The 19,780-nt window shown below is 65.5% G+C and carries 22 protein-coding genes; 4 read left to right on the forward strand and 18 right to left on the reverse strand.

Features of this window, described 5'->3' with window-relative positions; translation table 11 throughout:
* Positions 1-3: 3 nt before the first annotated feature.
* On the reverse strand, positions 4-555 hold the full coding sequence (locus G7045_RS09785; RefSeq protein ID WP_166159459.1) for a YggT family protein: 552 nt from the start codon (positions 553-555) through the stop codon (positions 4-6).
* 58 nt (positions 556-613) lie between these two features.
* Between G7045_RS09785 and G7045_RS09790 the strand changes: the two genes are divergently transcribed.
* The 4 genes from G7045_RS09790 (at position 614) to G7045_RS09805 (ending at position 4,568) form a co-directional block, all read left to right on the forward strand.
* On the forward strand, positions 614-1,246 hold the full coding sequence (locus G7045_RS09790; RefSeq protein ID WP_166159460.1) for an LON peptidase substrate-binding domain-containing protein: 633 nt from the start codon (positions 614-616) through the stop codon (positions 1,244-1,246).
* A gap of 73 nt (positions 1,247-1,319) precedes the next feature.
* Complete coding sequence (lysS, locus tag G7045_RS09795) at positions 1,320-2,855, forward strand: lysine--tRNA ligase (RefSeq protein ID WP_166159461.1); 1,536 nt, start codon at positions 1,320-1,322, stop codon at positions 2,853-2,855.
* 10 nt (positions 2,856-2,865) lie between these two features.
* The gene (locus G7045_RS09800; protein WP_166159462.1) at positions 2,866-3,909 is read left to right on the forward strand and encodes a diguanylate cyclase domain-containing protein; all 1,044 of its coding nucleotides are present in this window, start codon (positions 2,866-2,868) and stop codon (positions 3,907-3,909) included.
* A complete protein-coding gene (locus G7045_RS09805; protein WP_166159463.1) occupies positions 3,909-4,568 on the forward strand; it encodes a mechanosensitive ion channel domain-containing protein in 660 nt (219 codons plus the stop codon). The genes G7045_RS09800 and G7045_RS09805 overlap by 1 nt, the downstream gene beginning before the upstream one ends.
* Here G7045_RS09805 and nagZ read toward each other — a convergent pair.
* From nagZ to fabD, 17 genes are all read right to left on the reverse strand, one after another.
* Complete coding sequence (nagZ, locus tag G7045_RS09810) at positions 4,498-5,592, reverse strand: beta-N-acetylhexosaminidase (RefSeq protein WP_166159464.1); 1,095 nt, start codon at positions 5,590-5,592, stop codon at positions 4,498-4,500. The two genes, G7045_RS09805 and nagZ, sit on opposite strands and share 71 nt — an antisense overlap.
* Positions 5,593-6,002: 410 nt before the next feature.
* On the reverse strand, positions 6,003-6,425 hold the full coding sequence (acpS, locus tag G7045_RS09815) for a holo-ACP synthase (protein ID WP_166159465.1): 423 nt from the start codon (positions 6,423-6,425) through the stop codon (positions 6,003-6,005).
* Between the two features lie 84 nt (positions 6,426-6,509).
* Positions 6,510-7,283 carry a pyridoxine 5'-phosphate synthase gene (locus G7045_RS09820; protein WP_166159466.1) on the reverse strand — a complete coding sequence of 258 codons (774 nt, stop codon included), beginning with the start codon at positions 7,281-7,283 and terminating at the stop codon, positions 6,510-6,512.
* Entirely contained in the window at positions 7,280-8,038 is a 759-nt protein-coding gene (gene recO / locus G7045_RS09825; protein WP_166159467.1) for a DNA repair protein RecO, read from the reverse strand. The genes G7045_RS09820 and recO overlap by 4 nt, the downstream gene beginning before the upstream one ends.
* A gap of 59 nt (positions 8,039-8,097) precedes the next feature.
* Positions 8,098-9,105: a GTPase Era gene (gene era / locus G7045_RS09830; RefSeq protein ID WP_166159468.1), complete on the reverse strand. Its 1,008-nt coding sequence runs from the start codon at positions 9,103-9,105 to the stop codon at positions 8,098-8,100.
* Positions 9,102-9,785, reverse strand: a complete 684-nt coding sequence (gene rnc / locus G7045_RS09835) for a ribonuclease III (RefSeq protein ID WP_166159469.1) — start codon at positions 9,783-9,785, stop codon at positions 9,102-9,104. Before rnc ends, era begins: the two co-directional genes overlap by 4 nt.
* Complete coding sequence (locus G7045_RS09840) at positions 9,786-10,157, reverse strand: DUF4845 domain-containing protein (protein ID WP_166159470.1); 372 nt, start codon at positions 10,155-10,157, stop codon at positions 9,786-9,788.
* A 19-nt stretch (positions 10,158-10,176) separates the two neighbouring features.
* Positions 10,177-11,151, reverse strand: a complete 975-nt coding sequence (gene lepB / locus G7045_RS09845; RefSeq protein WP_166160424.1) for a signal peptidase I — start codon at positions 11,149-11,151, stop codon at positions 10,177-10,179.
* A gap of 8 nt (positions 11,152-11,159) precedes the next feature.
* Positions 11,160-12,968, reverse strand: a complete 1,809-nt coding sequence (gene lepA, locus G7045_RS09850; protein ID WP_166159471.1) for a translation elongation factor 4 — start codon at positions 12,966-12,968, stop codon at positions 11,160-11,162.
* 132 nt (positions 12,969-13,100) lie between these two features.
* Positions 13,101-14,552: a DegQ family serine endoprotease gene (locus tag G7045_RS09855; RefSeq protein WP_166159472.1), complete on the reverse strand. Its 1,452-nt coding sequence runs from the start codon at positions 14,550-14,552 to the stop codon at positions 13,101-13,103.
* 77 nt (positions 14,553-14,629) lie between these two features.
* Positions 14,630-15,268 (reverse strand): sigma-E factor negative regulatory protein, encoded by a 639-nt coding sequence (locus G7045_RS09860; protein WP_166159473.1) that lies wholly within the window; start codon positions 15,266-15,268, stop codon positions 14,630-14,632.
* 12 nt (positions 15,269-15,280) lie between these two features.
* A complete protein-coding gene (gene rpoE, locus G7045_RS09865) occupies positions 15,281-15,913 on the reverse strand; it encodes an RNA polymerase sigma factor RpoE (RefSeq protein ID WP_166159474.1) in 633 nt (210 codons plus the stop codon).
* 12 nt (positions 15,914-15,925) lie between these two features.
* A complete protein-coding gene (locus tag G7045_RS09870) occupies positions 15,926-16,414 on the reverse strand; it encodes a hypothetical protein (protein ID WP_166159475.1) in 489 nt (162 codons plus the stop codon).
* A gap of 15 nt (positions 16,415-16,429) precedes the next feature.
* Positions 16,430-17,674 carry a beta-ketoacyl-ACP synthase II gene (gene fabF, locus G7045_RS09875; protein WP_166159476.1) on the reverse strand — a complete coding sequence of 415 codons (1,245 nt, stop codon included), beginning with the start codon at positions 17,672-17,674 and terminating at the stop codon, positions 16,430-16,432.
* Between the two features lie 50 nt (positions 17,675-17,724).
* Positions 17,725-17,964, reverse strand: a complete 240-nt coding sequence (acpP, locus tag G7045_RS09880; protein WP_166159477.1) for an acyl carrier protein — start codon at positions 17,962-17,964, stop codon at positions 17,725-17,727.
* A 106-nt stretch (positions 17,965-18,070) separates the two neighbouring features.
* Positions 18,071-18,814, reverse strand: coding sequence for a 3-oxoacyl-ACP reductase FabG (gene fabG, locus G7045_RS09885; RefSeq protein WP_166159478.1), 744 nt, complete (start codon positions 18,812-18,814; stop codon positions 18,071-18,073).
* Complete coding sequence (fabD, locus tag G7045_RS09890) at positions 18,811-19,761, reverse strand: ACP S-malonyltransferase (protein ID WP_166159479.1); 951 nt, start codon at positions 19,759-19,761, stop codon at positions 18,811-18,813. Before fabD ends, fabG begins: the two co-directional genes overlap by 4 nt.
* Positions 19,762-19,780 lie beyond the last annotated feature (19 nt).

Raw genomic sequence — 19,780 nt, forward strand, 5'->3', positions numbered from 1 at the left:
AATTTAAAAAGTCAGCAGCCCGGCCTGCACATGGCCGAGCACGATCATCGCCACCTGCAGCAGCACCAGCGCCAGCAGTGGCGACAGGTCTATGCCCCCTATGCGCGGCAGCAGACGGCGCAGCGGGCGCAGCAGCGGCTCGGCCAGGCGGGCGATGACATCGCTCAGCGGTGAACGCGCCGGCACCCAGGACAGCAGCGCATAAACCAGGAACAGCCCGGTCAGACCCGTCAAGGTCACGCGCACCAGGCCCAGCAGCGCCAGCAGCGGCACCCACAGCAGGGGCACGGCGCCCCCCAGCAACAGCCATAGCAGCAGGTATTGGAGCAGCTGCAGCAGCAGCGCGGCCACCAGGCTGGAGGTATCGAGCCGCCCCAGCGGCACGATCACGCGGCGCAGCGGCAGCACCAGCCAGTCCGACAGGGCAAACACCAGCTGCCCCAGCGGGTTGGCAAAGCCAATGCGCTGCTGCTGCATGTACAGACGCAACAGGCAGGCGCCGGTGAACAAGCCGCCGACCACGTCGAGCAAAAAGGTAAGGATTTGATAGAGCATGGACAAACGGCGCAAGGGGCAAATACAGCCGTGGGATGATAGCGGCCAGGTACTCTCCATGGCATTTCCTCTGACTCTCTCCTCCCTGCCGCTGTTTCCACTGCAGACGGTGCTCTTTCCTGGTGGCGTTTTGGCGCTGCGCGTGTTTGAGGTGCGCTACCTCGATATGGTGCGCAAATGCCAGCTGGCGGGCGCCCCCTTTGGCGTCGTCACCCTCACCAGCGGGCAAGAGGTGCGCCAGGCCGGCGCAGCCCCCGAGCAATTCGCCAGCACCGGCACGCTGGCGGGCATAGAGCAGCTGCAAGCGCCCCAGCCCGGCCTGCTGACGCTGCAGGTGCGCGGCGCCGAGCGCTTTCACATCCGCCAGCAAAGCCGCCTGGCGCATGGCCTGTGGATTGCCGACGTTGAGCAAATCGACGCCGACCTGCCCGTTGCCATTCCGGCATCGCTGCGCGCCATTGCCCTGGCGCTGGCCCAGGTGCTCGCTCGCCTGCACGACCAGGGCCGCACCCCGGGCCAGAACGCGCCCACGCCCGAGCAACTGGGCGACTGCGGCTGGGTGGCCAACCGCTGGTGCGAGCTGCTGCCCGCGCCGCTGACGCTCAAGCAGCAGCTCATGGCGCTGCAAAACCCGCTGCAGCGCCTGGAGCTGGTGGGCGACGTGCTCGATCGCACCGGCATTGCCACCTAAGGCAACGCCCTCATCCTTAAAATAGGCGGTTTTTCTGCCCCCAACCGGCCCGCACCCTGGGCCCCAAGCCTTTATGTCCGACCTCCAAAACGCCAGCCCCGCCCCCGCGCAAGACGACAACCAACTCATCGCCGAGCGCCGCGAGAAACTCAAGGCGTTGCGCGAGCAACAGGCACAAAGCGGGGGCGTGACCTTCCCCAACGACTTCAAGCCCGCGCACCGCGCTGCTGCCCTGCAGGCGCAGCACGAGGCGAGCAGCGCCGAAGCCCTCGAAACCACGCCCGTGCCGGTCAGCGTTGCCGGGCGCATGATGCTCAAGCGCGTCATGGGCAAGGCCAGCTTTGCCACGCTGCAAGACGCCACGGGCCGCATCCAGCTCTACGTCACGCGCGACGCGCTGGGCGAGGAGCTGTACGGCGCCTTCAAGCACTGGGACCTGGGCGACATCCTGGGCGCCGAAGGCACGCTGATGAAGACCAAGACCGGCGAGCTCTCCATCAAGGTGACCGCACTGCGCCTCTTGACCAAGAGCCTGCGCCCCATGCCCGACAAGTTCCACGGCATGGCGGACCAGGAGATGAAGTACCGCCAGCGCTACGTTGACTTGATGACCGACGACAGCACGCGCCAGCGCTTCGTGGCGCGCAGCAAGGCCGTCTCCAGCATCCGCGCCTTCATGGTCGAGCATGGCTTCTTGGAGGTGGAAACGCCCATGCTGCACCCCATTCCCGGCGGTGCCAACGCACGCCCGTTCATCACGCACCACAACGCGCTCGAACAAGACATGTACCTGCGCATTGCGCCCGAGCTGTACTTGAAGCGCCTCCTGGTGGGCGGCTTTGAGCGCGTGTTCGAGATCAACCGCAACTTCCGCAACGAAGGCATCTCGGTGCGCCACAACCCCGAGTTCACCATGATGGAGTTCTACGCCGCGTACTGGAACTACCAGGACTTGATGGGCTTTACCGAGCAGCTCATCCGCGACACCGCCATGAAGGCCGTGGGCACGCTGCAACTGAGCTACCAGGGCCGCGCCGTCGATCTGAGCCAGCCCTTTGCCCGCCTGACCATCCGCGAAGCCATCTACCAGTACACCGAGGCGGGCGCCCATGTGGACGACGCCGCCTGGCTCATCAGCGCACTGAAAAAGCTCGGCCTGAGCGAAGAAAAAGACCGCCTGTCCACGCGCAGCCTGGCCAGCCTGCAGGTGCTGTACTTTGAAGAAACGGTGGAAGACAAGCTCTGGCAGCCGACCTTCATCATGGAGCACCCGACCGAGATCAGCCCGCTCGCTCGCGCCAACGACAGCCGCCCCGAAGTGACCGAGCGCTTTGAGCTCTACATCACCGGGCGCGAATTTGGCAACGGCTTTAGCGAATTGAACGACGCCGAAGACCAGGCCGCACGCTTTCAGGCCCAGGTCAACGCCAAAGACAGCGGCGACGACGAAGCCATGTACTTCGACCAGGACTTTGTGCGCGCGCTCGAACACGGGATGCCACCGGCGGGCGGCTGCGGCATCGGCATCGACCGCTTCATGATGCTGCTGACCGACAGCCAGAGCATCCGCGACGTCATCCTGTTCCCCGCGCTGCGCCGCGAGAGTTGAGCCCCACACCATGACCGTGAATGCACCACCCGCCATTGAGCTGCCGTCCGTGCGCGCGCCCACGCCGGTGGTGCACTACCACTTCACGGTCCTGGTGGTGGACGACCAACGCTCGGTGCGCGCAGCCCTGGCAGCCGAGCTGCAGCACGCAGGCGTCTCGCGCATCCTCGAAGCTGCGAGCGCCGAAGAAGCCCTGGCGCAATTCAAGGCCCACCGCCCAGACCTGGTGCTGCTCGACATCCGCCTGCCCGGCCACGACGGCTACTGGGCGGCGCAGCAAATGCGCGAGGCCGAACCGGGCGAATGGACGCCCATCATCTTCCTCTCGGGCCTGGACAACGAGCTTGACGTCTGGCGCGGCATCGAAGTTGGCGGCGACGACTACCTGGTCAAACCCGTCAAACCCATCGTACTCACCGCCAAGCTGCGCGCCATGCGCCGCCTGCTGGACATGCGCCGGCGCCTGGTGCAACTGAGCGACGACCTGCACCAAGCCAACGAACGCCTGAACGCCCTGGTCGAAAGCGACAGCCTCACCGGGCTGGTGAACCGGCGCGGGCTCGACCGCATCTTGCACAACGAAATCCTCTCGGCCCGCCGCGAAGGCCAGCCGCTGACGCTGATGCTGTGCGACATCGACCACTTCAAACCCTACAACGACCACTGCGGCCACCTGCAGGGCGACGCCTGCCTGCGCGAAGTCGCCCAGCTGCTGCAGCGGGTATGTATGCGCCCGCGCGACGTCGCCACGCGCTACGGCGGCGAGGAATTTGCCCTCATCCTGCCCAACACCCCGCGCTCGGGCGCCATGACGTTTGCGCGCGCCCTGGGCCAGATGCTCAAGACGCAGGCCATTGCGCACCCGGCCTCGCCGCTGGGGCCGCATCTGACGATCTCGGGCGGCATCACCACCTGTCTGCCCGACGACAGCAGCAACGCCGAAAGTATGCTCATGCGCGCTGACCAGGCGCTGTACGCCGCCAAGGCGCAGGGGCGCAACCGTTTCTTCAGCTTCGAGATGCAGATGGACACCATCGAGCAGCGCCAGCCCTGATGAGCCGCCTCGACAAATGGAAAGGCCACCTGCCCGACTGGGCGCAGGACTGGCTCGACGTCATCATCCCCGGCGCGCAAATCCTGCTCATCCTGGCCATCGCCTGGCTGCTGCAGCGCCTGCTGCGCAAGCTCGTGGCGCGCGCGGCGGCGCGCTACGGCCTGCCGCACGCCATGTTGATGCCGATCAATGGCGCCATCCGCTGGATCATCTTCTCCAGCGCCCTGCTCCTGAGCCTGGAACGCCTGGGCGTCTCGGCCTCGGTGCTGTGGACGGCGTTCACCGGCTTTGCCACCGTCGGTGCAGTCGCCTTCTTTGCCGCCTGGAGCGTGCTCTCGAACCTGTTTTGCGCCCTGCTCATCCTCACCGTCGGCCCCTTTCGCCTGGGTGACACGATAGAGCTGCTCGACACCGCCGAAAAACCCGGCGCCAAGGGCCGTGTGGTGGACATCAACATGCTCTACACCACGCTCGAAGACAGCAGCGCACCCGAAGGGCCGCCGGTGCTGCTGCAAATCCCCAACGCCTTGATTTTCCAGCGCGTGCTGCGGCGCTGGCGCGCAGGAAACCCGCCCCCGGAAAGCGCCCTCAAAGACGCGCCAGCTGCTGACGCGCCCACTGGTACGCCCGCTGCTGCGGCAACGCCGCCCACGGCGTAGCCGGGCTGCGCGGCAGCAGTGCCTGGCGCCGCTCCTCGCTCGCGGCGCTCGGTTGCCAGCGCGCCTGCGCCTGCGCCTGCGCCAGGCCGTCGAGCAGACCGTCGAGCGCCTGGCCGTCGCCCAGGCTCTGGTTGCACAGCAGTGCCAGGTCGCAACCCGCCTGCAGCGCCGCCAGGGCGGCGTCGGTGTAGCTGATGCTCTGACCATCGAGGCGGCGCGCGCCCTCCATGCTCAGGTCGTCGCTGAAGATGGCGCCGTCAAAACCGAGCTGAGCGCGCAAAACATCTTGCAGCCAGATGCGGCTGAAGCCCGCCGGGCGGCTATCGACCTCGGGGTAGATGACGTGCGCCGGCATGACGCTCGCGAGCTGCGGCGCCAGCCAGCCGTAGGGCGCAGCGTCGTCCTGCAAGATGGCTGCCAGCGGGCGCGGATCGACCGGAATGTCGGTATGCGAATCGGCCTGCACAAAGCCATGGCCGGGAAAATGTTTGCCGCAATGCGCCATGCCCGCCTGCTGCAGCCCCTGCGCCAGGCTTTTGGCCAGGAGGGCGACCACGCCCGGGTCGCGCCCCAAAGAGCGATCCCCAATCACGCTGCTGCGCGAAGCGTCGTCCTGCGTCCAATCCAGATCGAGCACCGGGGTAAACGAAAAATCCACGCCACAGGCGCGCAGCTCGCTGCCGAGCACATAGCCGGCAGCGCTGGCCAGCTCCAGCGCCTGCAGCGCCTGGCGGCCATTGCCGTCTTGCGGCCAGCGCTGGCCCAGGGCGCGCATGGGCGGCAGGTGCGTGAAGCCATCGGTCTGAAAGCGCTGCACGCGCCCGCCTTCGTGATCGACGCAGATCAGCAGGTCGGCACGCACGGCCTTGATGGCGGCGCACAGCTGCTGCAGCTGCGCCCTGTCCTGCCAGTTGCGCTTGAACAAAATCATGCCGCCGACCAGCGGGTGCGCCAGGCGGCGGCGGTCAGCGGCCGTGAGTTCAAGGCCGGCAACGTCGATGATGAGGGGGCGGTGCAAGGTCATAACATGGTTCATTACACTATTATTTTGATAACTACTCACGCTGATTGGGGGCCGGTTTGCACTCCCTCCCCCACTGGGGGAGGGCGGGGGTGGGGGCCAGCGGCGCTTGCTTCATCAGCCTCTGTGCCCAATGCCAGCGGGCCCCCATCCCAGCCTTCCCCCAAAGGGGCTTGTGTATGCACACATCTTTTGACGGCTCCCATCCGCCTGGTCAAAGGGCGGTTTGTGCTCCCCTCCCCCCGCGCGGGGGAGGGGCCGGGGGAGAGGGGGCGCTGGCAGCACCTTGCCTATTCACCCCTCTCCCCAGCCTTCTCCCGCAAGGGGAGAGGGAGTGCAAACCAGCGCCAAACAAGCGTTGTGCGCTATCAAAAAAAGATGTGTGCATACATAAGCCCAGAGGGGGAAGGAGTCTAAGACATACCACTCATCAGGGAATTTTGTTCAAAAGTCTCGACGACGCAAAAACTCGCCGCGTAGTCGCTCTCGTCGCTCATGCTCAGGTGGCAGCGCAGGCCGCGCGCGGCAAACCAATCGCGCAACGCACCGTGCAGCACCACTGTCGGCTGGCCGCTTTCGAGGTTGGCAATCTCGCAGGCGCGCCAGGTCATGGGCATCACCATGCCCAGGCCAATGGCCTTGGAAAATGCCTCCTTGGCCGAAAAGCGCGTCGCCAGGTAGCGCACACCGCGCTCGGGCCAGCGTGCGCTGCGCGCCTGCCAGGTGGCCAGCTCTGGCGCGCACAGCACTTTTTCAGCAAAGCGCGGGCCGTGGCGCTCCAGGCTGGCGCGGATGCGGCGCACGTCGCAAATATCGGTGCCGATACCGTAGATCATGGTTTATGGGTCAAATCGGCCTCGAACCCTTACAGGGCAAGCGCGAGCAGCTATCAATTAATGAGTAAATTAATGAGTGATGCGCTACGCGTCGCGTTCGAGCATCCCCTGGTCGATGCAGCGCTGGTAGGCGCGCACCGTATCGGCGTAGCCGAGTTCGAGCGCGTCGGCGATCAGGGCGTGGCCGATGGAGACTTCCTGCACGCCGGGCACCTGGGCCAGGAAGTCGGCCAGGTTGTCGCGGTTGAGGTCGTGGCCGGCGTTCACGCCCAGGCCGACGGCGAGCGCGGCCTGGGCGGCGGCGCGGTAGCGTTCGAGCTGGGTGGCCTGCGCCGGCTGGCCCCAGGCGGCGGCGTAGGGTTCGGTGTACAGCTCGACGCGGTCGGCGCCCAGGCTGCGCGCTGCGGCCATTTGCCCGGGGATGGGGTCCATGAACAGGCTCACGCGCACGCCCAGGCTGCGGCATTCGTCGATCAGGGGTTTGAGGCGCTCGCCGTCCTGCGCCAGGTTCCAGCCGTGGTCGCTGGTGAATTGCTCCTGGCTGTCGGGCACGAAGGTGGCCTGGTGCGGGCGCACGCGGCGGATGAATTCCATCAGGTTGTGCGTGGGGTTGCCCTCGATGTTGAATTCCGCCTGCGGCCACTCGCGCAAGAGTTCGGCGAGCTGGTACACGTCGTGCGCGCGGATGTGGCGCTCGTCCGGGCGCGGGTGCACGGTGATGCCCTGCGCGCCGGCCTCCAGGCACAGCTGCGCCGCGCGCGTGACGCTGGGGATGCCCAGGTGGCGGGTGTTCCTCACCAGGGCGACTTTGTTGACGTTGACGGACAGGGCGGTGCGGGGCAGGTGGTGGGTGGTCATAGCGTTTGCAGGTCCATCATCAGCTGGCGGGTGCGCAGCAGCGGGCTGCCGCAATGGTATTGCAGCAGGGCGCGCAGTTGGGGTTTGAGCTCGCCGGCCCAGGGGGCGGCGGCGCGCAAGGTGGCAGGATAGTCCTGGCGCACGGCCAGGGCCTGCTGCAGCGCCTGCCAGCTGCTGGCGGCCAGGGCGGCGCGCTCGCCGGCGGCGGCGCGGCACAGGCCGGCCTCGGGCGTGAGCTGGTAGCGGGCGCCGGGCTGCAGGGGCGATTGGGTCTGGGTTTCGCTGTCGAGTTCGGGCAGCAGGCCGAGGTGGCGCAGCAGCAGCAGCTCGAAGGCGCGCAGCACGGGCTCCAGGGCTTCGCCATGTTCGCCGGCGAGCACGCGTACCACGCCGGCGTAGGTGTCGAACAGCGCCGGGTGCTCGTCGTCGCGCGCCAGCAGGCGCAGCAGCAGCTCGTTGAGGTACAGGCCGGCGAGCAGCGCGTCGCCCATGGGCATGACGTGGCCGCCCACCCATTCCGCGCCCTTGAGGGTGTGGATCTCGCCCTGCCCCGCCGTCTGGCTGTAGCCCAGGCGCAGCGGCTGCAGCGGCAGCAGCACGGGGCGGAAGTTGGAGCTGGGCTTTTTCGCCCCCTTGGCCACCAGGGCAACGCGGCCATGGCGGCGCGTGAAGACTTCGAGGATCAGGCTCGATTCGCTCCAGGGGTAGCTGTGCAGAACAAAGGCCGGCTCGTCGGTGATGCGGCGCACAGCCATTGTTTTGCTATCCCTTTAATAGCTGCTCGCGCTTGCCTGGCAAGCGCTAGAGGCCAAAATCATTCGTAACCGAAGGAGCGTACCCGGGCTTCGTCGTCGGCCCAGCCGGAGCGCACCTTGACCCAGACTTCCAGGAACACCTTGGCGTCCATGAGTTTTTCCAGCTCCTGGCGTGCCTCGGTGCTGATGCGCTTGAGCTTTTCGCCCTTCTCGCCGATCACCATGGCCTTGTGGCCGTCGCGCTCGACGACGATGGTGGCCGCGATGCGGATGAAGCGCTTGTACTGCTTGCTCTTTTCCTCATCGAACTTGTCAATCACCACGGTGGAGGTGTAGGGCAGCTCGTCGCCGGTGAAGCGAAAGAGTTTTTCGCGCACCGTTTCGCTGGCAAGGAATTTCTCGCTGCGGTCGGTGAGCTCGTCCTCGGCGTACATCCAGGGCTGCTCGGGCAGGTATTTTTCGCAAATGCCGAACAGACGCTCGATGTTGCCCTTGTTCTTGGCCGACATGGGCACGAATTCGGTGAACGCGTGCCGGTGCTGCATCTCTTGCAACCAGGGCGCAATCTCGGCACGGCGGTGGATGGTGTCGAGCTTGTTGGCAATGAGCAGCGTCGGGATGCCAGGCTTGAACAGGGAGAGCACCTTGGCGTCCGCCGGGGTGAAGCTGCCGGCTTCGACCACGAACAGGATCAGATCGACGTCGCCAATGGCGCCCATCACGGTCTTGTTCAGCGATTTGTTCAGCGCCGTGCTGTGCCGGGTTTGAAAGCCCGGCGTATCGACGAAGATGAACTGCGTCGCCCCCTGGGTGCGGATGCCCGTGATGCGGTGGCGCGTGGTTTGCGCCTTGCGGCTGGTGATGGAGATTTTTTGCCCCACCAGCGCATTCATGAGCGTGGACTTGCCGACGTTGGGCTTGCCGACGATGGCAATCAGGCCGCAGCGCTGACCCTCGGCACCGGCGCCTGCGGGGCGCGCGGCGGCGAGCATGGATTCAAGGTCATTTTGGCCGCCAGCGCCCTGTTCATCAGCGCTGGCAGCTACGTTTTCTGTAGCATTGGTCATCGGTGTTTGGCTTTCAAAGTGGTCAGCATGGCGGCGGCAGCAGCTTGCTCGCCCGCGCGGCGCGAGGCGCCGCTGCCGCGCTCGGCCAGGCCCAGGGCGGCAATCGCGCATTGCACCTCGAAGGTCTGGCGGTGCGCCTCGCCGGCCACGGCCAGCACCTGGTACTGGGGCAGTTTCATTTTGCGGCCCTGCAGCCACTCCTGCAACGCGGTTTTGGCGTCCTTGGAGGCAGCCTGCATCTGCGGGTTGATCTCGACACGCTCGAACAGGCGGTGCACCAGGGCTTCGGCGCAGGTGTAGCCAGCGTCGAGGTAGACGGCGCCAATCAGCGCTTCGAGGGCGTCGGCCAGGATGGAGGGGCGCTGCTTGCCGCCGGACTTGGATTCGCCCTCGCCCAGGCGCAGCACCTCGGGCAGCTGCAGGCGCAGCGCCAGCTGGTGCAGCGTGTCTTGCTTGACGAGGTTGGCGCGCACGCGCGAGAGATCGCCCTCGGGCAGGCGCGCCAGGCGCGCGTACAGCAGGCTGGAGACGGCCAGGTTCAGCACCGAGTCGCCCAGGAATTCCAGGCGCTCGTTGTGGTCGGCACAAAAACTGCGGTGGGTGACGGCCCGCTGCAGGAGCGCGGGGTCGGAGAAATCATGCTGCAGGCGTTGCTGCAGCGCTAAAAGACTGGGGAGCACCTATTTGGTCTGTTCGTTGAAGCGGTACACGAGATACGCCGGCCCGGCCAGGGCGATCTCGCGCGAGTATTGATAAGAGACGACGATTTTGTCGTTGCGCTTGGTGACTTCAAGGTCTGCGCCCTTGATCGACTTGATGTCGTCAATTTGCGCTGCCTTGTCGAAAATGGTGCGCACATCGGGCACCGAGCTGCCTTCGCGCGCGGCCTTGGCGGCGGCTTTGCGGATTGCCTGGTTTTCCAAAAAGATAGGGATGGACTGGCCACCAATGGCAAAGGCAGCGACGGCAAAAACGCCAACAAATACCAGGCCGAAGAACGACAGACCGCGCTGGTGAAAGCGGCTGCGGCGGTTCAAGCGATGCTCAGTCATGTGATATCCCCTCTTTGGTTTAATGGAAAGCGCCAATGCGCTTGAAATTACCGAAGTTCATCCAGACAAAAAATGCCTTGCCGACGATGTTCTGGTCTGGCACAAAACCCCAGTAACGCGAATCGAGCGAATTATCGCGGTTGTCACCCATCATGAAATAGTGGCCCGCAGGTACTTTGCAGACTACGCCCTCGACGCTGTAGCGGCAATGGTCACGGTCGTCAAAATTGCTCGTGCCTTGCACAAAGGCTGGCACTTCGGTGTTGATGATGAGGCGGTGCGGCTGCGCGCCCAGCTGCTCGTCAAACTGCTTGAAGTAGCGCATGGCGTCCTGGTCGAAGAAATCGGGCAGGGCGTTGGTGGCCACGGGCTGGCCGTTGACGCTCAGGCGCTTGTTCAGGTACGCCACCTCATCGCCGGGCAGGCCAACCACGCGCTTGATGTAGTCCATGCTCGGCTGCGGCGGGTAGCGAAACACCATCACGTCGCCGCGCTGCACCGGGTTGCCTTCGGTGATTTTTTTGTTGATGACCGGCAGGCGGATGCCGTAGGTGAATTTGTTCACCAAAATCAGGTCGCCCACGAGCAGCGTCGGGATCATGGAGCCCGAGGGAATTTTGAACGGCTCGAACAAAAACGAGCGCAGGAAAAACACCGCCGCAATCACCGGAAACAGCCCCGCCGTCCAGTCCAGCCACCAGGGTTGGGCCAGGATGCGGCTGCGCGCTTCGCTCACGTCGCCATCGACCTTCTGGATGCCCATGCGGCCCAGCTCAGCGCGCCGCTGCGCGTCGGCCTGCTCCAGCGCAGCGGCGGCGCGGCGGCGCTCGGGCAGAAAGTAAAAGCGCTCGGCCAGCCAGTACAGGCCGGTGACGAAGGTGGCCAGGAACAGCAGCAGGGCGAAATTGCCTTCGATAGCGCCCAGATACCAGGCGCCGATATAGCCGCCAAAGGCGGCGAGCACGGCGGCGGTGATGAATTGCATGGCTTGCAGCATGGCGCTCAATCCTCCACCTGCAAGATGGCGAGGAAGGCTTCTTGCGGCACTTCCACGGCCCCAATCTGCTTCATGCGTTTTTTACCGGCCTTTTGCTTTTCCAGCAGCTTGCGCTTGCGCGAGATATCACCGCCGTAGCACTTGGCCAGCACGTTCTTGCGCAGCGCCTTGATGGTCTCGCGGGCGATGATGTTGGCGCCAATGGCGGCCTGAATCGCCACATCGAACATCTGGCGCGAGATGATTTCACGCATCTTGGCCGCCACCGCCCGCCCCCGGTATTGCGCCTGCGTGCGGTGCACGATGATGGACAGGGCATCGACCTTCTCGCCGTTGAGCAGGATATCGACCTTGACCACGTCGGAGGCGCGGTACTCCTTGAACTCGTAGTCCATGGAGGCGTAGCCCCGGCTGACGGATTTGAGCTTGTCGAAGAAGTCGAGCACGATCTCACCCAGCGGCAGCTCATAGGTCAGCATGACCTGGCGGCCGTGGTACTGCATGTTCAGCTGCACGCCGCGCTTCTGGTTGGCCAGCGTCATCACCGGGCCGACGTAGTCTTGCGGCATGTACAGGTGCACGGTGACGATGGGCTCGCGCACCTCCTGGATGCGGCCCTGGTCGGGCATCTTGGAGGGGTTCTCCACCATGATGATTTCGCCGTCGCCCTTGACCACCTCGTACACCACGCTGGGCGCGGTGGTGATGAGGTCCTGATCGAACTCGCGCTCCAGGCGCTCTTGCACGATCTCCATGTGCAACAGGCCGAGGAAGCCGCAGCGAAAGCCGAAGCCCAGCGCCTGCGAGACTTCGGGCTCGAAGTGCAGCGAGGCGTCGTTGAGCTGGAGCTTTTCCAGTGCGTCGCGCAGTGCGTCGTACTGGTTGGCCTCGGTGGGGTAGAGCCCGGCGAACACCTGGGGCTGGATTTCCTTGAAACCGGGCAGCGCCTCGGCGGCCGGGCCGGCGTTGTTCGGCAGCTTTTTTTCCAGCGTGATGGTGTCGCCCACCTTGGCGGCCTTCAATTCCTTGATGCCGGCAATGATGAAACCGACCTCGCCCGCACGCAGCGCATCGCGCTGCACGGTGGCGGGGGTAAAAACGCCGAGCTGGTTGGCCTCGTAGGCAGCGCCGCTGGCCATCATCTTGAAGCGCTCGCCCTTCTTCAATTCGCCATCGACCACGCGCACCAGCATGACGACGCCGACGTAGCTGTCGAACCAGCTGTCGATGATCATGGCGCGCAGCGGGCCGTCGGGCTTGCCCTTGGGCGCGGGCACCTTGGCGACGATGGCTTCCAGAATTTCATCAATGCCCATGCCGGTTTTGGCCGAGCAGGGAATGGCGTCCGAGGCGTCGATGCCGATCACGTCCTCGATCTCGGCCTTGGCGTTGTCGGGGTCGGCTTGCGGCAAATCCATCTTGTTGAGCACCGCCGTGACTTCCACCCCCAGATCGAGCGCGGTGTAGCAGTTGGCCACGGTCTGCGCCTCCACGCCCTGGCTGGCATCCACAACCAAGAGCGCGCCCTCGCAGGCCGAGAGCGAGCGCGAGACTTCGTAGGAAAAGTCCACGTGACCGGGTGTGTCGATCAGGTTGAGGTTGTAAACCTGGCCATCCTTGGCTTTGTACGACAGCGCCGCCGTCTGTGCCTTGATGGTGATGCCGCGCTCTTTCTCGATGTCCATCGAGTCGAGCACCTGGGCCTCCATCTCGCGCTCGGCCAGGCCGCCGCAGCGCTGGATCAGGCGGTCGGCCAGGGTGGACTTGCCGTGGTCGATGTGCGCAATGATGGAAAAGTTACGGATGTGGTTCATCAAACAATTTTTTCTGGGTTCAACCGCAGCAGGGCGGACAAGAAAAAGGGCGCGTCCAACGACGACGCGCCCCGTTTTGGTTCTGCCACCTGCGGCAAAGGCGTGATTTTATCTGCAGCGCGCTGCGCCGCCTCAGCGCCCCGGACGGATCAGCACATACTGCGCCCATTCGCCCCGGCGCACCAGGACGTTGATGGGCCGGCTCTTGTCCACCTTGGCCAGCGTGGCCTCAAAGTCCTTGAGGGTTGGCGTCTCCACATTGGCCAGCGCCAGGATCACGTCGCCCTCTTGCAGCCCGGCACGCGCAGCCGCATCGCTGGCGGCAAGCACGCGCACGCCGCCGCGCAGGTGCAGCTCTTTTTTCTGCGCCGGCGTCAGTTCTGCCAGCACCAGGCCCAGCTGCTTGGCCGCCGCCGAAGGCTTGGCCTTGCCCGCGCTGCCCAGGGCGGCTTGCTTCTCGTCGGGCTCAACCTCGGCAATGGTGAGGCTCAGTTCGCGCAGGCTGCCCCGGCGCAGCACCGTCAGCTGGCTCTTGTGGCCAGGCTTGGTGTTGCCCACCAGGCGCGGCAGGTCCGAGACTTTGTCGATCGCCTTGCCGTCGAACTTGGTGATGACGTCACCGGCCTCGACACCGGCCTTTTCCGCCGGCGAGCCCGGCTCCACCGCCGACACCAGCGCCCCCTGGGGCTTGCCCAGGCCAATGGATTCGGCAATGTCCTTGGTCACGGGAGCGATTTGCACGCCAATGCGCCCACGCGTCACGCGCCCACTGGCGCGCAGCTGCTCGCTCACGCGCATGGCCTCATCCATCGGAATGGCAAACGAAATGCCCATGAAGCCGCCCGAGCGCGAATAAATCTGGCTGTTGATGCCGACGACCTCACCGCGCATATTGATCAGCGGCCCGCCGGAGTTACCAGGGTTGATGGCGACATCGGTCTGGATGAACGGCAGGTAGTCGCCCGTGTCGCGCTGCTTGGCACTGACGATGCCCGCCGTCACGCTGTTCTCCAGGCCAAAGGGCGAACCAATCGCCATCACCCATTCGCCCACCTTGAGGCGGCTGACATCGCCCACCTTGACCGCCGGCAGGCCGGTGGCGTCGATCTTGACGACGGCAACGTCGGTGCGCTTGTCGCTGCCCACCACCTTGGCCTTGAACTCGCGCTTATCGGTCAGTGTGACGATGAGCTCATCGGCGCCTTCGACCACGTGGGCGTTGGTCATGACGTAGCCATCGGCCGAAAGAATAAAACCCGAGCCAACACCGCGCGGCTGCTCGTCGTCGGGCAGGGGGCGCTGCTGGCGGGGCATATTGGGCAGCGGCAGGCCAAAGCGCTTGAAGAACTCTTGCATGTCCTCGTCCATGCCGGCCCCTGCGCCTTGGCGGCCCGCCGTTTTTTCCAGGGTACGGATATTGACCACCGAGGGCCCGACCTGCTCGACCAGCTCGGTGAAATCAGGCAGGCCACGCACCACCGTTTGCGCCTGCACCTGGGGCGCCGCCCCCGCCAGGCCCAGGCCCAGCACCAGGGCCGCCGAGAGAATACAAGACTGCAACAGTTTGCCGTCGAACGCACGCATTCGGAAATCCTTTCGTCAGGAAAACAAAAACACAGCCTGGCAGAAGGCGCAGGCCGCACGGAAAAAATGGACAGGGGTCAGCGCTGCGGGGCCGTCACCGGCGCGGCGAAGGTGGCATTGCGCAAGAACTCTGCCGGCACCTGCAGGTTGTTGGCCCCGTGGTACTGGTTGTGGGTCGCCATCAGCTCATCGAGCCGGGCGTCGCGCAGCATGAGCTGCGGGCCGTTGGGCAAGTCCGCCACGGCCAGTACCTGGTTCGGCGCAGCCGGCACAGACGCTGGCGCTGCTGCAGCCGGGGCCGCTGGAACGGCTGCCGCCAGCTGCACCCCGGTTTCACTGCGCAGCCCCAGGGCCACGTTCCAGCCAATGGCCGAGACAGCGGCGAGCGATGCAAAGCCCGCCACCATCTTCCAGCGCAGCAGCGCCACGTTGGCTGCTGGCTTGCGCGCCAGCTGCAGCACCTGCGCCTGGGCGGTGAACTGCGGGCGCTGCGGCTCCTGCGCAATTTGCGTGCGCAAGGCGGCCAGTAAATCCTGCCGACCGTGGTGCGCCAGCTCGGGCGAGCGCAACACGTCGCCCACCAGGTGGTACATGGCCCAGGTGGCCTGGCCTTCGGCGGTGGCCACATGGCCCATGGCCTGGGCGAATTCGTCGCCGTGCAGCTCACCATCGGCCAGGGCCGAGAGTTGCTCGCAGGGGTTGTGCGTTTCGTTCATGGCTTTACCTCATCACCAGCGCTTGCCCGTCTGGCGCTCCAGCAGGGGTTTGACGCGCTGCGAAATGGCCTCGCGGGCCCGAAAAATCCGCGAACGCACGGTACCGATCGGGCAGCCCATGGTGGATGCGATGTCCTCGTAGCTCAGGCCCTCGATTTCGCGCAGCGTCACCGCTATGCGCAATTCTTCGGGCAAAGCCTCCATGGCAGCGTTCACGGCTGCCGCAATTTCCTGGGCCGCCAGCACGGTTTCCGGCGTTTCGTCGCTGGTTAGTTCGATCCCAGGGCCAGAAGTTTCATCGTCTTCATCACCGCCGCTGCGCAGCGCGCTTTCGGTCAGCACCGGGTTGCGCTTCATCTCCAGCAGCGCCTTCTTGGCGGTGTTGACGGCGATCCGGTAGAGCCAGGTGTAGAACTGGGCCTCACCCCGGAACTGGTGCAGCGCGCGGTAGGCACGGATAAAGGTTTCCTGGGCGATGTCAGGCACCAGATCGACGTCGCGCACCATGCGGCCAATAAGGCGTTCAATGCGGCGCTGGTATTTGAGCACCAGCAGCTCAAAGGCACGCTGGTCGCCCGCCACCGTGCGTTCGACCAATTGCAGGTCGCCATTGGGCGGGGCGGGCTGGGGGGGGGAAGCTGTCATGCAGGCAGTGGGTCAGAAAGAGTCGGCAGCAGGCGCGCTGCGGCCCGCACCGCCGCCCAGTCTGGGGCGCGAATATACCGCACGGCGCAGAGCCAGCCAGTCTGCGGGCTGCATCGCGCGTTCGAGCCACAACCAGCGCACGCCCTCCCCTTGCTGCAGCTGCAGCAGCAAGCCCCACTGCAGATCGCGGCAAAGGTGCAGCTGCACTGTCTGCTCGGGCGCTCCGCCCGCTGGCGCCCACATCCACTGCGCGCCATCCCAGCGCAGCAAACCGCCGGCTTGGGCATCGAGCTGACGCAAGCACCGCAGGGCCCACCCGGCGCACAGCAGCCACAGACTGACAGCGGCGAGCAGCAGCGCCGCTCCTTTGGCGCCGCCCTGCAAGGCCCAGGCCAGCAAGCCTATGCCCCCCAGGCCCAGCATCATGGCCGTGAGGGTGGCCCAAAAACGACTACGCCCCACGCAAAAGCGCAGGGCGGGGGCGTTGTAGCGGGAGGGCACCTTGCGCGCGCGGGCTCAGATGCGTTTGAAAACCAGCGAGCCGTTGGTGCCGCCAAAGCCAAAGTTGTTCTTCAGCGCGATGTCAATCTTCATATCTCGGGCGGTGTTGGCGCAGTAGTCCAGATCGCACTCGGGGTCTTGGTGATCGAGGTTGATCGTCGGCGGCACTTTTTGGTGGTGCAGGGCGAGAACGGTGAACACGCTCTCGATGCCGCCCGCGCCGCCGAGCAAGTGGCCGGTCATGGACTTGGTGGAACTGACCACAGTACGCCGCGCCGCGTCGCCGAGCGCGGCCTTGATGGCGTTGCTCTCGTTGATGTCACCCAGCGGCGTGGAGGTGCCGTGGGCGTTGAGGTAGTCAATCTGATCGGGGTTGACGCCGGCGTTGCGCATGGCGGCGAGCATGGCGCGACGCGGACCGTCCATGTTCGGGGCGGTCATGTGCCCCGCGTCGGCGCTCATGCCGTAGCCCAGCAGCTCGGCGTAAATTTTGGCGCCGCGCGCTTTGGCGTGTTCGTATTCTTCGAGTACCAGCACACCGGCGCCCTCGCCGAGGACGAAACCGTCGCGGTCTTTGTCCCAGGGGCGCGAGGCGGCCTTGGGGTCGTCGTTGCGCGTGGACAGGGCGCGCATGGCCGCAAAACCACCCACACCCAGGGGCGAGACGGTGGCTTCGGTGCCACCGGCGACGACGATGTCGGCATCGCCATACTCGATCATGCGCCCGGCCTCACCGATGCAGTGCAGGCCGGTGGTGCAGGCCGTGACGACCGACAGGTTCGGGCCCTTGAAGCCAAAGCGCATGGAAACATGCCCCGCCACCATGTTGATGATGGAGGCCGGGACGAAGAACGGCGTGATGCGGCGCGGGCCGCGCGACGCCAGTTCTGCATGGGTGTTCTCGATCAGGGGCAAGCCCCCGATGCCCGAGCCGATCACGCAGCCAATGCGCGTCGCCAGCTCATCCGTCAGAGCCTCCCCAGTGGGCAGCCCCGCATCCTGCACCGCCTGCGCGGCCGCCGCGATGCCGAAATGAATGAACGTATCCATCGCGCGCGCATCTTTGGCGCTGAGGTACGACTCCAGATCGAATCCCTTGACCTCGCCCGCGATCTTGCAGGCAAAGTTCGTCGTATCGAACTTGGTGATGAGGTCAATACCGGACTGGCCGGCAAGGAGATTGGCCCAGGCATCTTGCACCGTGTTGCCCACAGGGCTGATGCAACCCAGGCCGGTCACGACAACGCGACGACGGCTCATGCGTTAAAACCTTCTGCTGATCGCTCGGGACTTGATATGGCTATGCCAGCTCAGCCCTTGTGGTGGGCGTTGGCGTAGTCGATGGCGTTTTGCACCGTGGTGATCTTCTCGGCGTCTTCGTCGGGAATTTCGATGCCGAATTCGTCTTCCAGGGCCATCACCAGCTCCACGGTGTCGAGAGAGTCAGCGCCCAGGTCGGCGACGAACGCCTTCTCGTTGGTCACTTGGGACTCTTCCACACCGAGTTGCTCGGCAATGATCTTTTTGACACGTGCTTCGATATCGCTCATTGGGTTTCCCTCTGGGGGTTGTGAATGAATCCGCGATTCTAGCCGTTTAAGAAAGACTCTCTACAACGGCCTGCCGGGCGGACGATCCGGCGCGAACTGACGCTAATTACATGTACATGCCGCCATTGACGTGCAACTCCTGCCCCGTCACATAACCGGCGCCGGCGCTGGCCAGGTAGGCAACGGCGTGCGCCACGTCGCTCGGATGGCCCATGTGACCCAGCGGAATCTGGGCGTTGAGGGCTTTTTGCTGCTCCTCGGGCAGGGCGGCGGTCATGTCGGTCTGGATGAAGCCCGGCGCCACGCAGTTGACGGTGATATTGCGGCTGCCGAGTTCGCGCGCGAGCGCGCGCGTCATGCCGGCCACGCCGGCCTTGGCGGCAGCGTAGTTGGCCTGGCCCGGGTTACCGGAAGCACCCACGACGCTGGTGATGCTGATGATGCGGCCAAAGCGCTGCTTCATCATCGGGCGGATGGCGGCGCGGCTGGTGCGAAACACCGCCTTGAGGTTGGTGTCGAGCACCGCATCCCAATCCTCGTCCTTGAGGCGCATGGCCAGCATGTCGCGGGTGATGCCGGCGTTGTTCACCAGCACGTGCAGGCCGCCGTGGTGCTTGGCGAGGTCATCGACCAGCGCCTCGACGGCGGCACCATCGGTGACGTTGAGCACCACGCCCCGGCAATGCGGGTAGGCAGCGAGTGCAGCGCTGATGCCGGCGGCGCCGCTTTCAGTGGTGGCCGTGCCGACGACGTGGTAGCCACGCTGCGCCAGTTCCAGGGCAATGGCGGCGCCAATGCCGCGCGAGGCGCCCGTGACCAGGGCGACTTGGGGGGGAAGGGTCTGTGTCATGCCAGCAATTCCTTGGTTTGGGCGAGCGTCGCCGGATCGTAAACCGCCGCGCCCACCAGGTCGGCGTCGATGCGCTTGGTCAGGCCCATGAGCACCTTGCCCGGACCACATTCGACGATGTGGCGGCAGCCGCGCGCCTTGAGCGCCTGCACGCACTCGACCCAGCGCACCGGGCCAAAGGCCTGGCGGTACAGGGCGTCGCGGATGGCGTCGGCATCCTGCTGCACGGCGACATCGACGTTGTTGAGCACGGGAATGCGCGGCGCGGCCAGCACCGTATCGGCCAGGGCGGCACGCAGTTTTTCAGCCGCAGGCTTCATCAGGCTGGAGTGAAACGGCGCCGACACTGGCAGCGCCAGGGCGCGCTTGGCGCCAGCGGCCTTGAGCACTTCGCAGGCTTTTTCCACACCCGCCTTGGTACCGGCAATCACGGTTTGCGCCGGGTCGTTGAAGTTCACGGCTTCGGCCACTTCGGCAGAGCCCGCGCCAAAGCTGGCCACGGCCTCGGCGCAACCGGCGCGCACGGCGTTGGCGTCCAAGCCCAAAATGGCGGCCATGGCGCCGGCGCCAACGGGCACGGCCTCTTGCATGGCGGCGGCGCGCAGGCGCACCAGCGGCGCAGCCTGCGCCAGCGTCAGCACGCCAGAAGCGACCAGGGCCGAATATTCACCCAGCGAATGGCCGGCCACGCAGGCGGGCTGCGCGCCGCCCTCGGCCTGCCACACGCGCCAGGCGGCCACGCCGGCGACCAGCATCACGGGCTGGGTGTTGGTGGTCAGCGCCAGGGCCTCTTTGGGGCCTTCGTGGATCAGGCGGGCGACATCCTCGCCCAGCGCCTGGCTGGCTTCTTGCAGGGTTTGCGCCACGACGGGGTGATCGCCCCAAGCGTCGAGCATACCCACGGCCTGCGAGCCCTGGCCAGGAAAAACAAATGCAAAAGTGCCCATGGTGTCGTCTCTTGTTTTA

Origin of the sequence: Acidovorax sp. HDW3 (genome assembly GCF_011303755.1) — a bacterium.
Classification (GTDB): Bacteria; Pseudomonadota; Gammaproteobacteria; order Burkholderiales; family Burkholderiaceae_C; genus Paenacidovorax.

Coding starts and splice junctions, on each gene's coding strand:
- G7045_RS09855 (WP_166159472.1), bottom strand. CDS start 14,552: ATGCGTGCGTTCGACGGCAAACTGTTGCAGTCTTGTATTCTCTCGGCG.
- G7045_RS09790 (WP_166159460.1), top strand. CDS start 614: ATGGCATTTCCTCTGACTCTCTCCTCCCTGCCGCTGTTTCCACTGCAG.
- G7045_RS09820 (WP_166159466.1), bottom strand. CDS start 7,283: ATGACCACCCACCACCTGCCCCGCACCGCCCTGTCCGTCAACGTCAAC.
- G7045_RS09860 (WP_166159473.1), bottom strand. CDS start 15,268: ATGAACGAAACGCACAACCCCTGCGAGCAACTCTCGGCCCTGGCCGAT.
- fabD (WP_166159479.1), bottom strand. CDS start 19,761: ATGGGCACTTTTGCATTTGTTTTTCCTGGCCAGGGCTCGCAGGCCGTG.
- G7045_RS09840 (WP_166159470.1), bottom strand. CDS start 10,157: ATGACTGAGCATCGCTTGAACCGCCGCAGCCGCTTTCACCAGCGCGGT.
- G7045_RS09805 (WP_166159463.1), top strand. CDS start 3,909: ATGAGCCGCCTCGACAAATGGAAAGGCCACCTGCCCGACTGGGCGCAG.
- G7045_RS09800 (WP_166159462.1), top strand. CDS start 2,866: ATGACCGTGAATGCACCACCCGCCATTGAGCTGCCGTCCGTGCGCGCG.
- lysS (WP_166159461.1), top strand. CDS start 1,320: ATGTCCGACCTCCAAAACGCCAGCCCCGCCCCCGCGCAAGACGACAAC.
- era (WP_166159468.1), bottom strand. CDS start 9,105: ATGACCAATGCTACAGAAAACGTAGCTGCCAGCGCTGATGAACAGGGC.
- G7045_RS09785 (WP_166159459.1), bottom strand. CDS start 555: ATGCTCTATCAAATCCTTACCTTTTTGCTCGACGTGGTCGGCGGCTTG.
- lepA (WP_166159471.1), bottom strand. CDS start 12,968: ATGAACCACATCCGTAACTTTTCCATCATTGCGCACATCGACCACGGC.
- fabF (WP_166159476.1), bottom strand. CDS start 17,674: ATGAGCCGTCGTCGCGTTGTCGTGACCGGCCTGGGTTGCATCAGCCCT.
- nagZ (WP_166159464.1), bottom strand. CDS start 5,592: ATGACCTTGCACCGCCCCCTCATCATCGACGTTGCCGGCCTTGAACTC.
- fabG (WP_166159478.1), bottom strand. CDS start 18,814: ATGACACAGACCCTTCCCCCCCAAGTCGCCCTGGTCACGGGCGCCTCG.
- acpS (WP_166159465.1), bottom strand. CDS start 6,425: ATGATCTACGGTATCGGCACCGATATTTGCGACGTGCGCCGCATCCGC.
- rpoE (WP_166159474.1), bottom strand. CDS start 15,913: ATGACAGCTTCCCCCCCCCAGCCCGCCCCGCCCAATGGCGACCTGCAA.
- acpP (WP_166159477.1), bottom strand. CDS start 17,964: ATGAGCGATATCGAAGCACGTGTCAAAAAGATCATTGCCGAGCAACTC.
- recO (WP_166159467.1), bottom strand. CDS start 8,038: ATGGCTGTGCGCCGCATCACCGACGAGCCGGCCTTTGTTCTGCACAGC.